This window comes from Adlercreutzia muris (genome assembly GCF_008831045.1).
Taxonomy (GTDB): domain Bacteria; phylum Actinomycetota; class Coriobacteriia; order Coriobacteriales; family Eggerthellaceae; genus Adlercreutzia; species Adlercreutzia muris.
In genome coordinates this window covers 1-11,578 of sequence record NZ_WAJS01000047.1, presented here as the reverse complement: position 1 = coordinate 11,578, position 11,578 = coordinate 1, and the positions used below count along the sequence as shown (strand labels likewise).

Here is an 11,578-nt window from a genome sequence, read left to right as displayed (position 1 = left end):
CGCGGGCCGCGTCCCGCCCGGCACGCCCTGCCCGGGCCGGCCGCGCCGCCTCGTCGCCGGCGCCCCGCGGCGGCTCCCGCCCGTCACACTCGGGCCGCGCCTCGGTGAGCTCCGTGCGTCTAGGCGACCTGGACCAGGGCCGGGGGAGTGCCCGGCGAGGCGGCACGCCTCGCACCATCGCCCGACCGAAACGCTCCCGCGGCTTCCGCATCGTCGTGGCCCTCATAGTGGCCGCCGTGCTCCTTGGGGGCACCTACGGCTGCCTGTACTTCTCGCCGACCTTTACCATCGAATCTGTGAAGGTGACCGGCGCCGACCACCTCACCAACGAGGAGATGGCCATCTTGGCCGCCGTGCCCCAGGGCACCACCCTGCTCAACGTGGACACCGGCGCCATCGAGGACAGCGTGGTGCGCGATGCCTGGGTGGAGAGCGTGCGCGTGAGCCGCCTCTTCCCGAATACCCTGGAAATTGCCGTTACCGAGCGCAAGATCGCCGCCGTGGTGGACGTGGCGGCCGACAACGCCAAGACCACCCAGATGTGGGCCATTGCCTCCGACGGCATGTGGCTCATGGAGATCCCCGCCCGCGATTCGGAGCTGGGCCAATCCATCAGCCCCCAGATCTTCGAGGACGCCGATGCCGTGCTGCACATCAAGGACGTGCCCTTCGGCCTCACGCCCGAGGTGGGCACCTACTGCACCGACGGGAATGTGAGCAACGCCCTGGCCATCCTCGACGGCCTGTCCACTGAGCTGGCCGAGCAGGTCAAGACCGTGTCGGCCACCGATGCGGCCTCTACCCTGCTCACCCTCGACAACGGCATCGAGATTGCCTTCGGCACCGCCGAGGACATCCGCGACAAGGAGCGCATCTGCCTGACCATCATGGCCGAGCACCCGGGCACGGTGGCCTACATCAACGTCCGCGTTGTCGACCGCCCCACCTGGCGAGCCGTGTAGGGGCGTCCTTCGCGGGCTGTTCTGTCGTATTCATGGACGTGGGCAATCCTTTAGCCGCGCCCATCGTTGCAAAGGGCATCTCATCGTGTACAATATCCCCACATAAAAGCCGTTCGGAAGAACGGCCTTACGGGCGTGCCGTCCGCGGTGCGCGAAGAACGATTGAAACGCAGCATTGAAACGCAGCTAGTGTGGAGGAAACAACAATGGCGAATATCCCTGGCGGAGAGCATCTGGCGGTCATCAAGGTCGTCGGCGTTGGCGGCGGCGGCACCAATGCGGTGAACCGCATGGTGGAGGCCGGTGTGCGCGGCGTCGAGTTCATCGCGGTCAATACCGACCGTCAGGCCCTGCTCATGTCCGATGCCGACAAGACCATCCACATCGGCGAAGAGCTGACGCGCGGCCTCGGGGCCGGCGCGAACCCCCAGGTGGGCTGCCAGGCCGCCGAGGAGAGCCGGGCGGAGATCCGCGAGGCTCTGGCCGAGGCCGATATGGTCTTCGTCACCGCCGGCGAGGGCGGCGGCACCGGTACGGGCGCGGCCCCCATCGTGGCCGAGATCGCCCGCGAGGAGATCGGTGCCCTTACCGTGGGCGTCGTCACCAAGCCCTTCTCCTTCGAGGGCCGCCTCCGTCGCAACCAGGCCGACCAGGGCATCGACCTGCTCTCCCAGAAGGTCGACACCCTCATCGTGATTCCCAACGATCGCCTGCTTGAGATCGTCGATAAGAAGACGTCCATGATCGATGCCTTCCGCATCTGCGACGACACCTTGCGCCAGGGCATCCAGGGCGTCACCGATCTCATCACCATCCCCGGCCTCATCAACCTCGACTTCGCCGACATTCGCACGGTTATGAAGGATGCGGGTACGGCCATGATGGGCATCGGCATCTCCACGGGCGAGAATCGCGCTCTGGATGCTGCCCAGCAGGCTACCTCTTCCAGCCTGCTCGAGTCCTCCATCGCCGGCGCCTCCCGCGTGCTGTTCTCCATCGCTGGCGGCCCCGACCTCACCCTGACCGAGGTGTCCGAGGCGGCTCGCACGGTGGAGGCCTGCGCCGACGACAACGCCAACATCATCTACGGCCAGATTATCGACGAGGAGCTCCGTGATGCTGTGCGCATCACGGTCATCGCCACCGGCTTCAAGGTGGGTGCGGCCCAGTCGTCCATGGACTTCTCTCGCAAGGACCTGTTTGCCCCCACCGAGCCCCCGGCTCCCCAGCCGGCTCAGCAGGCCCCGGTCACCTTCAGCGCCCCGGCTCCGGCGAACCGCTTCGCTGACGAGGACTACATCCCCGACTTCCTGAAGCGCCAGCGCTAGGCCGCCGTCTTCGCCATGGCGCAGACGAGCCTGCCGCTGCCGCGGCTCGAAAACATGAATCTGGGTGCCATCCCGGTGCTCACCGACAATGCGCTCGCCCGCCTCACGGGCGTGCGCATTGCTTTTACGGGCCGTGCAGGCGGGGTGAGCGAGGGGTGCTACGGCTCCTTGAACCTCGGCGGCCATGTGGGCGACGACCCCGCGGCCGTGGCTGAAAACGTGGCCCGCGCCGCCCGGGCCCTCAGCGTCGGCCCCGATGCGGTCGTGACCGCCAACCAGGTTCACGGCACCCGCATCGTCTCCGTGCGCGAAGCGGGCGCCGCTGCCCGCGAGGCCGCCCGGGCCGCAGCGGCCGAGGGGGCCGACGGCTTCCTTGTCACCGTGCCCGACACCCTGGCCCTGCTCTGCTTTGCCGACTGCACGCCGATCATCGCCGTGGCTCCCGACGGCTCCTTCGCCGTGGCCCATGGGGGCTGGCGCGGGTGCGTCGGCCGCATTGCCAGCGCGGCCGTTGTCGATCTCGCCGCGACCGCCTCGGCGGATGCCTCCGAGGTCAACGTGTACATCGGGCCCCATATCGGCCCCTGCTGCTTCGAGGTGGGCGATGACGTGGCCGCCCGGTTCCGCGACGCCTTCGGTCCCGTCTGCATGGGACCTGACGGCCGCCATGTGTCCATGGCCGCTGCCATCCGGGCCGATCTCGCCGCCATCGGTATCGATGGGGCCCGCGTGGCCGAGGCCGGCATGTGCACCCAGTGCCATTCCGAGCAGTACTTCTCCTACCGGGCCTCGGGCGGCCGCTGCGGCCGCCATGGAGCCCTGGCCTGTCGATTGGAAAGGTGATTCCCGTGAGCGTGGAAGACCAGTACCGCCGCGTCGCCGCCGAGGTGGCCGCGGTATGCGAGCAGTGCGGGCGCGAGCCGTCCGATGTGCGCCTCATCGCCGTGTCGAAGACCGTTGGCCCCGAGGGCGTGGCTGCCGCCATGGAGGCCGGCGCCCGGGACTTCGGGGAGAACCGCCCCGATCAGCTGGTGGCCCGGGCCGCCCAGTTCCCCGAGGTGCGCTGGCATTTCATCGGCAACATCCAGTCGCGGCGCATTCCCGATATCGTGGGGGCGGCCGCTCTCATCCACTCGCTTCACACCCTGCGCCATGGGCAGAAGATCAACGAGGCGGCCGCACGCCTCGGCACGGTGCAGGACGTGCTGGTGGAGGTGAATGTCTCGGGGGAGGCCTCCAAGAGCGGCGTCGCCCCCCAGGAGGCGCTCATGCTTGTGCGGGCGCTGGCGGCGCTGCCCCATCTGCGGGTGCGCGGCCTGATGACCATGGCGCCCCAGGGCGACCCCGCCGCTGCCGAGGCCGCCTTCCGGGGGCTTGCGGTCCTGGCAGGGGAGATTCGCTCCTCCCTGGACGACGCGGAAGCGGGGGCCTTCACCGAGCTATCCATGGGCATGAGCGAGGATTGGCCCTGCGCCATCGCCTGCGGCGCCACCATGGTGCGCGTTGGCCGTGCTATCTTTAGCGATTCTTTCGAGGAGTAGTAGCGAACCTGCTATGATGGTGGATGGCTTACAGCAGGGCGCTCCCTTGCGTCCCTGAGACCTTATACGAGCAAGGGCGACTGCGGGTCGCCGCGGAAACGAAGCAGGAGGCCCCATGGACCTGAACGACGGCAAGCGCATGTTCGGCGATATCAAGTCGAAACTGGGTTTCGGTCGCAAGGACGACTATGAGGAGTACTACGACGATTACGAGGAATACGACGACGCGGGGGAGGACTACGGCGAGTACGGCTACGACGAGAGCTATACCCGCACCTCGTCCCGCAGCTCCTTCGACCGCTACGACTCGGTGACCACCCGCGAGCCCGGGACGCGCTCCGCAGGCCGTTCCACCATGCCGCGCCTCGTGTCCATCGACGATGTGCGGGCCCGTACCCAGGTGCCGTCCCTGCCCGACGATAACGCCGTCAGCTCGCGCCGCTCTGTCGGCTCCAGTTCCTTCCGCACCATGGTGGATTCCTCGCTGCCGCCCCAGATGACCCCCGAGGGCACCGCTGCCGCCTCCGCTGCGGCCTCGGCGGCCCATCAGGCCCGCTCCGAAGGGCTCAACTCGCTGTTTGAGCCCACGGCTCCAGCGCCGAGCGAGGAGCGTCCGGCCGCCCGCAACAGCTTCACGGGGGCCAGCGCCTTCTCTGGTTCCCGCACGGTGCCTTCCCGCACCCTCAAGGTCATCAAGCCCGCGGCCTACAACGATGCCGAGGCGGTCTCCACGGCCCTTAAGCTCGGCGACGCCGTGGTACTCTGCCTGGTGGGCACGCCCGACGCTCTCTCCAAGCGCATTCTCGACTTCTCCTTCGGCGTGGCCAGCGCCCTCGATGCCAACGTCGAGTGCGTGGGCAACAAGGTGTTCGCCCTCACCCGCGTGAACGAGCTGTCCGAGGCCGAGCGCTCGTACCTGCGCAGCCAAGGTCTCGTCTAGGCCGTCCCTTCCGAAACGGCCCGGCAACGCCGGGGCCGCGAAGCGTTCTAAGGAGCTTTCCCCATGCTAACCTCTCTCCTCGTCCGTCTGGCGGATGCGTACTCCATGATCATCTTCGTCTATGTGATGATGTCGTGGCTTCCGAATACGCAGACGGGCATTATCGGCGACATCTACCGGGCCCTCGGGAAACTGTGCGACCCGTACCTGAATTTGTTCAGGAAATTGATTCCGCCCCTTGGAGGTATGGTGGACGTAACTCCCATCATCGCCTTGCTTGTATTACAATTCGGGGTACGCTTGCTGGTAGTGCTCTTCTAAAGTCAGACGACCGGCATACAGACAACAACGGGAACGAGAAGGGCTAGGGTAACATTCATGGCTATCACCGCTTCTGACATCCACAATCAGAGCTTCTCCATCGATCGCAAGGGCTACGACGTTGACGAGGTCGATGTCTTCCTCGAGCACGTGGCCGACGAGATCGACGTGCTGAACGACACCATCGCCCACCTGCAGGCGCAGTTGGAGGAGGATCGCTTCAGCGGCTTCGACGCTCCGGCCTCCGCCACGGTGGCCATTGCCGAGACCGTCTCCTCGGTTGACACCGCCGAGTTCGATGCCCAGCTCGCCCAGAAGGACGCCATCATTGCCGACTTGGAGCGTCAGCTCAACGACAAGCGCGCCGACGACAACGCTATCGCCCAGGCCCTCATCATCGCCCAGCGCTCCGCTGACGAGATCCTTGCCAAGGCCAACGCGAACGCCACCGAGACCATCCAGGACGCCCGCGATGAGGCTCAGCGCATCATCGATCGTGCCAACACCGATCGCCAGGACGTCATCGACGCTATTCGCAAGCTCCAGGACGATCGCGAGGATGCCCGCGAGGAGTACGCCGACCTGCTGAAGGACATCATCTCCGATGCCTCCCGTAAGCTGGCCGACATCGGTGCCAACGTGCCCGCGGCTGCTGCCGCGGCCGGCGACGGCGATTACGATGTGGCCTCCGGCATGACGGGAACCTTCGAGATCGACGAGTACGTGGCCCCTTCGTCCTACGTGACTCCGGCTGCCCCCGCGGCTCCGGCTGCTGCCGGCATGGCCGTGGCCGCCGCCACGCCGGTTGCCTCGGCCTATGAGAAGGATCTCTCCGGCTTCGGCGACGCCGACGACTTCGAGTTCGAGGAAATCGACTAACCTGCCGCAATCCCTTGTCAGAGAAAGAGAAAAGGCCCTTCGGGGCCTTTTCCTTTTTGGTGCGTCGAGATTCTCCCTCTGTGGCAAGTTTTCGCCGTTTTCCAACATCGCACTGCCCGCGATGACGCCATCGAGGCCATGGAGATGCCTGGACGCATGGTCGGACGGGCAATTTGTGCGGTGAAGCCCGCTCCTCTTCGCCACAGGTGTTGGAAAACGGCGAAAACTTGCCCCATTCGCCTGCGTTCTGCGCATAGAGCGACTGCGGGACTGGGGATAATGGGAGGAAAACGAGCGGGCCTATAAGCCGGGTTCTGTCGGGGACGGCCATTTATCTCGAACGTGAGTCGCCTCGCGCCTCTAGCACGCAACCCGAGCGCACGGCGGGCCACCGTATGGCGCTCCTATTTGCGCTTGCTCCAGATGGGGTTTACCAAGCCGCGCTGTTGCCAGCGCGCTGGTGCGCTCTTACCGCACCGTTTCAGCTTTTCTCCCGTTTCGTGCGTGCCGCGCAGGCGACACGTTTCATGCGGGGGAGTCTTCTTTTCTGTGGCACTTTCCGTCGGGTCGCCCCGCCCAGCTGTTAGCTGGCATCTTGCCCTGCGGAGCCCGGACTTTCCTCGCACCCCGAAGGGCACGCGGCCGTCTGGCCCGCTCGCCTGTGGTATTGTAGCAGAAAGGACGGAACTTGCCAGAAGGGACTTTCGTGACCACCTACGCTCTTGTCGGCGCCTCGGATTTCAACGGCGCCCATTTTGTCGCCTGGGACAGGGAGGGCGCGTTCGACTGTGTGATCGCCGTGGATGGCGGCTTCGCATCCCTGGAGGCCCTCGGGCGCGTGCCCGATTTGGCTCTGGGCGACTTCGACTCGCTGAGCTATGTGCCCGAAGGCGTGCCCGTGCGCAGGTTTCCTCCCGAAAAGGACGCTTCGGACATGGAGCTGGCCCTGGAAGAAGCCGTGGCCCGCGGGGCTGCGGCCGCGGTGGTCTACGGGGCCCTCGGCGGCCGGCTCGATCACACGCTCGCGAATCTGTCGCTTCTGGCCTCGTTCGCCGAGCGCGGACTGGACGTGGTGGCCGTGGGGGAGCGCGAGCGCATCGCACTGCTGGTAGGGCCGGGTGAGCTGCTGATCGAGGCGGCCGATGGGGGCATCGTGTCGGTCTTCTCGCTCACCGATGCGTCCACGGGCGTCGTGGAGGAGGGACTGAAATACGGACTCGACGGCGCTACGCTCACCAATCGCACGAGCTGGGGCCTATCCAACGAACTCGTGGGCACGGCCGCCCGTATCTCCGTCGAAAGCGGCACCTTGGCCGTGTTCCTGCCCCTGTAGGCTCCTCATCGCCGCAGGGTTCCCTATACTGATCTGACAACCGCATACCTGGGGAGCTTGCAGCCGCATGGGCGGCCGGGCAGGCTGAGAGGAGGCGCCGCATACGCCTCGACCCGCCGAACCTGCTGTGGGTAATGCCAACGAAGGGAGTTTTATGATCGAAGATCGCACAACGTCCGTATCTGCCGCCGTCTCAGCCCCGGCCGCTGCCGCACCCGTCACCCAGATCGATTATGCCCGTGCCGGCATCGTCACGCCCCAGATGGCCGCCGTGGCCGCCGCCGAGGGGCGCGAGCCCGAGGCCATCCGCGCTGCCGTGGCCGCCGGCCGCATCGCCATTCCCGCCAACATCCACCATGCGAGCCTGATACCGGGCGGCGTGGGCTCCACCTTGGACGGCGTGCCGCTGACTACCAAGGTGAACGTGAACCTCGGTATCTCTGGCGACTTGGCCGACGAGGCGACGGAATGGGAGAAGGTGGCCGTGGCCCTGGAACTGGGGGCCGATGCCATCATGGATCTATCAAACTCCGGCAAGACGCGCGCCTTCCGCACGAAGCTTATCGAGCAGTCGTCGGCCATGATCGGCACGGTGCCCATGTACGATGCCATCGGCTATCTGGAAAAGGCCCTCATCGCCATCACGCCCGAGGACTTTTTGGAAGTGGTGCGGGCCCATGCGGAAGACGGCGTGGATTTCGTCACCATCCACGCGGGCATGAATCGCCGGGTTATCGAGTCGTTCAAGGAGACGGGCCGCTTGACCAACATCGTTTCCCGCGGTGGCTCCCTCATCTTCGCCTGGATGGAGACCACGGGGCGCGAGAACCCCTTCTACGAGTACTACGACGAGGTACTGGCCATCCTGCACGAGCACGACGTGACCATCTCGCTGGGCGATGCCATGCGTCCCGGCAGCGGCTACGACGCCACCGATGCGGCGCAGATCGCCGAGCTCATCGAGCTGGGCAAGCTCACGCGTCGCGCTTGGGATGCCGGCGTGCAGGTGATGGTGGAGGGCCCGGGACATATGGCCCTCGACGAGATCGCCGCCAATATGAAGCTGCAGAAGCGCCTGTGCCACGACGCCCCCTTCTACGTGCTGGGGCCGCTCGTGTGCGACATCGCCCCCGGCTACGACCACATTACGGCCGCCATCGGCGGAGCCGTTGCGGCTACCGCGGGCGCCGACTTTTTGTGCTATGTGACTCCGGCCGAGCACCTGCGCCTGCCCGATGTGGCCGATGTGCGCGAGGGATTGGTGGCCACGAAGATCGCCGCCCACGCCGCCGACATCGCCAAGGGCGTGCCCGGCGCGCGCGACCGTGACAACCGCATGAGCGATGCCCGCCGCCGCGTGGCCTGGGATGAGATGTTCGATCTGGCTCTGGATCCGGCCCGCGCCCGCGCCGTCTTCGAGAGCGCCCCGCCCTCTACCGAAGGTACCTGCACCATGTGCGGAAAGATGTGCGCCATGAAAACGGTCAACGACATCATGGACGGACTCACTGTTTCGTTGTCCTGACGGACAACGAATTAAGCCGACGCTGTGGCTCCGATAGGCACCTGGCCTTGCCCCTTGTTTCGCACGCGGCGTTGGCCGAAGCCAACTTGGTGCGAAGGCGGGGCAATTCCAGGCACCTATCGGACCCTCGCTGACATGGGTTCAACCCGGGAGGTAAGAACATGTTCGACAAGAAAAACCTGAAGGCCGCGTTGCGCCTATACGCGGTGACCGACAATGCGTGGCTGGGGGAGCGTACCCTGGCCTCGTGCGTGGAAGAGGCCCTCGCGGGAGGAGCCACCTTCGTGCAGCTGCGCGACAAGCATGCCGCGCCCGACGCGCTTGCTGCCGAGGCCGCCGAGCTTTTGGCCCTGTGCCGGGCGGCCGGGGTTCCCTTCGTGGTGAACGACGATGTAGAGTGTGCACTCGCGGTCGGCGCCGACGGGGTGCACGTGGGCCAAGACGACATGGCCTGCGAGCGGGCCCGGGCGCTGCTCGGTCCCGATGCCATCGTGGGCGTGAGCACCCAGACGGTAGAGCAGGCCCGCGCTGCCGAGGCCGCCGGCGCCGACTATCTGGGAGTGGGCGGCGTGCGCGGTACGGCCACCAAGCCCGAGGCTGGCGTGCTCGCACCCGAGGAGTTCCGCGCCATTGCCGCGGCGGTGGATATCCCCATCGTGGCCATCGGCGGCATCAGCGGCGACACGCTGCCACTTCTGGCCGACCTGAACGTGGACGGCGCCGCCGTGGTGAGCGCCATCTTCGCCGCCGACGATATAGCGGCGGCGACCCGCGAGCTTTCCCGTATCATGGATGAAGTGCTGCCCCGTTAAGGGTGGGGCCGCCTGCAAACTCTGGCCGGGCCGCGTTGCGGCCGCCATCGAGAGAGGAAGACCAACATGCTGGGAGACGAGAACAACAACGATCTGGTGAACCTGGACGCCATCGACCGCGCGAAGTGCGCCCTGCTCGTCATCGACGAGTTGGGCGACCCCACGGGCACGCCTTTGGAGGCGCTGCTGCTGCCCCCGATACGCCAGACGGCGAAGCTTACGACCGCTGCCCGCGCTGTCGGCATGCCCGTCATCTTCTCCAACGACGCGCACCTGCCCGGTATCGACCGTGAGCTGGCGCTGTGGGGCAACCACGGCATCGCCGGCACGCCCCAGGCCCAAACGTCTCCGCTTTTGGACCCGCAGCCGACCGACTACGTGGTGGAGAAGCGCCGCTACAGCGGGTTCTTCCAAACGGGGCTACTTCTGCTGCTGAACGAGCTGGGCGTGGACACGCTCATCTGCTGCGGCATGGACACGAACATCTGCGTGAAGCACACCGTGGCCGATGCCTACTTCAACAATTTCAATATCATCGTGGTGGATGACGCGACGGCAACCTTCCTCGTGGGAAACCAGGAAGAGGGCATCGAATATATGAAGGTGTGCTACGCTGCGAAGATCATCGATACCGATGAGGCCGTAAAGTTCATCGAAGGGTAGGCCCCTATGAAGGCAGTTCTCACCATCGCCGGCTCCGATTCCAGCGGAGGCGCGGGCATCCAAGCCGATCTGAAGACCATCGTCGCTCACCGGCTCTTCGGCGAGAGCGTCATCACGGCGCTCACGGCCCAAAATACCACGGGTGTGGCCGGCGTGCTCGATGTGGATCCCGCCTTCGTAGGCGCGCAGATCGACGCCGTGTTCGAGGATATCCGCCCCGATGCGGTGAAGATCGGCATGGTCTCGTCGCCGGCCATTGTCCGCGCCATTGCCGATGGGCTGCGCCGGCACGGTGCCGCCAACATCGTGGTGGACCCGGTCATGGTGGCCACCTCGGGCTCGGCGCTCATCGCTGATGCGGCGGTGGACGCGCTGGTGGCCGAGCTGTTCCCCGTGGCCGCGATCGTTACGCCGAATATTCCCGAGGCCGAAGTGCTCGCCGGCATGGCCATCTCCTGCGCCGCCGACGTGGAACGGGCCGCCCGCCTTATCGCCGACCGCATCGTGGCGGCCCAGCAAACGGCACCCGACTTCGTCGACAGCGACGCGCCCGTCCCCGCCATCATGATCAAGGGAGGTCACGGGGTGGGCGAGCCCGATGCGGCCGACGATTATCTGCGTCTGGCCCATGGCGAGCACGTTTGGCTGCGCGGGCCGCGCATCGAGACCTGCAACACCCACGGCACGGGCTGCTCCCTTTCCTCGGCCATCGCCTGCAACCTGGCCCAGGGCTTCGCCGTCGATGTGGCCGTGCGCGAGGCCAAGGCCTACGTGGCCGGTGCCCTGGCGGACGGGCTCGATCTGGGGCGTGGCAGCGGTCCTCTGAACCACATGTGGCGCTACGGCCCGGTGCCCTGCTAGGCTCGCGTCCATCGTCCCCGGGTGCCCGGAAGGCCCCGCGGCTTTTTCGCCCGGCCCTTCCGCCGGCTTTCCCATGACATCGGCCAAGGCCCCGGCTTATCGGGGTCTTTTGTTTCCCCTAACCTCTTTACAATGTAAAGTAAAGTCGTTATGATGCGCATTGCACTGCTAACTTTACAGTGTAAGGCCCGTGTGGCAATGAAGGAAAGGACGGGCCTAAGGTATCTGGCGAACCCGAGAGGCGGGTTCGGGGAGAGAAGGAGGAACCATGAAGGAGAGAAGCGGCTGGTACTGTCCAGACTCTTGCGCAAATTCCAGCAGCCGGCGGTCAGCCGTCGGCATGATCACTCGCCCAGCAGCGACACGTCCAGGTACCTCCTCGATCCCCACTCGCTGTCGGCCACGTACTTGAG

General features: G+C 66.1%; 13 protein-coding genes and 1 other RNA gene. 13 read left to right on the top strand and 1 reads right to left on the bottom strand.

Annotation, left to right across the window (positions count from 1 at the left end):
- The 7 genes from F8D48_RS10725 to F8D48_RS10695 form a co-directional block, all read left to right on the top strand.
- Positions 1 to 962, top strand: a 962-nt coding sequence (locus tag F8D48_RS10725; protein ID WP_338073126.1) for a cell division protein FtsQ/DivIB, incomplete at its 5' end; no start/stop codon positions are given.
- A 206-nt stretch (positions 963 to 1,168) separates the two neighbouring features.
- Positions 1,169 to 2,290, top strand: a complete 1,122-nt coding sequence (gene ftsZ, locus F8D48_RS10720) for a cell division protein FtsZ (RefSeq protein ID WP_151431959.1) — start codon at positions 1,169 to 1,171, stop codon at positions 2,288 to 2,290.
- Between the two features lie 15 nt (positions 2,291 to 2,305).
- Positions 2,306 to 3,133 carry a purine nucleoside phosphorylase YfiH/LACC1 family protein gene (locus F8D48_RS10715; protein ID WP_151431957.1) on the top strand — a complete coding sequence of 276 codons (828 nt, stop codon included), beginning with the start codon at positions 2,306 to 2,308 and terminating at the stop codon, positions 3,131 to 3,133.
- A 5-nt stretch (positions 3,134 to 3,138) separates the two neighbouring features.
- A complete protein-coding gene (locus F8D48_RS10710; RefSeq protein WP_151431955.1) occupies positions 3,139 to 3,831 on the top strand; it encodes a YggS family pyridoxal phosphate-dependent enzyme in 693 nt (230 codons plus the stop codon).
- A 115-nt stretch (positions 3,832 to 3,946) separates the two neighbouring features.
- Positions 3,947 to 4,771: a cell division protein SepF gene (locus F8D48_RS10705; RefSeq protein WP_151431953.1), complete on the top strand. Its 825-nt coding sequence runs from the start codon at positions 3,947 to 3,949 to the stop codon at positions 4,769 to 4,771.
- A gap of 63 nt (positions 4,772 to 4,834) precedes the next feature.
- Positions 4,835 to 5,092 (top strand): YggT family protein, encoded by a 258-nt coding sequence (locus F8D48_RS10700; RefSeq protein ID WP_135971168.1) that lies wholly within the window; start codon positions 4,835 to 4,837, stop codon positions 5,090 to 5,092.
- 57 nt (positions 5,093 to 5,149) lie between these two features.
- Positions 5,150 to 5,971: a DivIVA domain-containing protein gene (locus F8D48_RS10695; protein WP_135971169.1), complete on the top strand. Its 822-nt coding sequence runs from the start codon at positions 5,150 to 5,152 to the stop codon at positions 5,969 to 5,971.
- Positions 5,972 to 6,258: 287 nt separating this feature from the next.
- Here F8D48_RS10695 and rnpB read toward each other — a convergent pair.
- Positions 6,259 to 6,629: RNase P RNA component class A (rnpB, locus tag F8D48_RS10690), an RNA gene on the bottom strand.
- A gap of 48 nt (positions 6,630 to 6,677) precedes the next feature.
- Between rnpB and F8D48_RS10685 the strand changes: the two genes are divergently transcribed.
- The 6 genes from F8D48_RS10685 to F8D48_RS11815 form a co-directional block, all read left to right on the top strand.
- Positions 6,678 to 7,304, top strand: a complete 627-nt coding sequence (locus tag F8D48_RS10685; RefSeq protein ID WP_151431951.1) for a thiamine diphosphokinase — start codon at positions 6,678 to 6,680, stop codon at positions 7,302 to 7,304.
- Between the two features lie 154 nt (positions 7,305 to 7,458).
- Positions 7,459 to 8,829: a phosphomethylpyrimidine synthase ThiC gene (gene thiC, locus F8D48_RS10680; protein ID WP_151431949.1), complete on the top strand. Its 1,371-nt coding sequence runs from the start codon at positions 7,459 to 7,461 to the stop codon at positions 8,827 to 8,829.
- A gap of 161 nt (positions 8,830 to 8,990) precedes the next feature.
- Positions 8,991 to 9,641 (top strand): thiamine phosphate synthase, encoded by a 651-nt coding sequence (gene thiE, locus F8D48_RS10675; protein WP_151431946.1) that lies wholly within the window; start codon positions 8,991 to 8,993, stop codon positions 9,639 to 9,641.
- 66 nt (positions 9,642 to 9,707) lie between these two features.
- Entirely contained in the window at positions 9,708 to 10,304 is a 597-nt protein-coding gene (locus F8D48_RS10670) for a cysteine hydrolase family protein (RefSeq protein ID WP_151431944.1), read from the top strand.
- A gap of 6 nt (positions 10,305 to 10,310) precedes the next feature.
- Positions 10,311 to 11,165, top strand: a complete 855-nt coding sequence (thiD, locus tag F8D48_RS10665) for a bifunctional hydroxymethylpyrimidine kinase/phosphomethylpyrimidine kinase (protein WP_151431942.1) — start codon at positions 10,311 to 10,313, stop codon at positions 11,163 to 11,165.
- 192 nt (positions 11,166 to 11,357) lie between these two features.
- Positions 11,358 to 11,578, top strand: a 221-nt coding sequence (locus tag F8D48_RS11815; protein WP_205717387.1) for a hypothetical protein, incomplete at its 3' end; no start/stop codon positions are given.

Coding starts and splice junctions, on each gene's coding strand:
- F8D48_RS10715 (WP_151431957.1), top strand. CDS start 2,306: ATGGCGCAGACGAGCCTGCCGCTGCCGCGGCTCGAAAACATGAATCTG.
- F8D48_RS10695 (WP_135971169.1), top strand. CDS start 5,150: ATGGCTATCACCGCTTCTGACATCCACAATCAGAGCTTCTCCATCGAT.
- thiC (WP_151431949.1), top strand. CDS start 7,459: ATGATCGAAGATCGCACAACGTCCGTATCTGCCGCCGTCTCAGCCCCG.
- thiD (WP_151431942.1), top strand. CDS start 10,311: ATGAAGGCAGTTCTCACCATCGCCGGCTCCGATTCCAGCGGAGGCGCG.
- F8D48_RS10670 (WP_151431944.1), top strand. CDS start 9,708: ATGCTGGGAGACGAGAACAACAACGATCTGGTGAACCTGGACGCCATC.
- F8D48_RS10705 (WP_151431953.1), top strand. CDS start 3,947: ATGGACCTGAACGACGGCAAGCGCATGTTCGGCGATATCAAGTCGAAA.
- ftsZ (WP_151431959.1), top strand. CDS start 1,169: ATGGCGAATATCCCTGGCGGAGAGCATCTGGCGGTCATCAAGGTCGTC.
- F8D48_RS10700 (WP_135971168.1), top strand. CDS start 4,835: ATGCTAACCTCTCTCCTCGTCCGTCTGGCGGATGCGTACTCCATGATC.
- thiE (WP_151431946.1), top strand. CDS start 8,991: ATGTTCGACAAGAAAAACCTGAAGGCCGCGTTGCGCCTATACGCGGTG.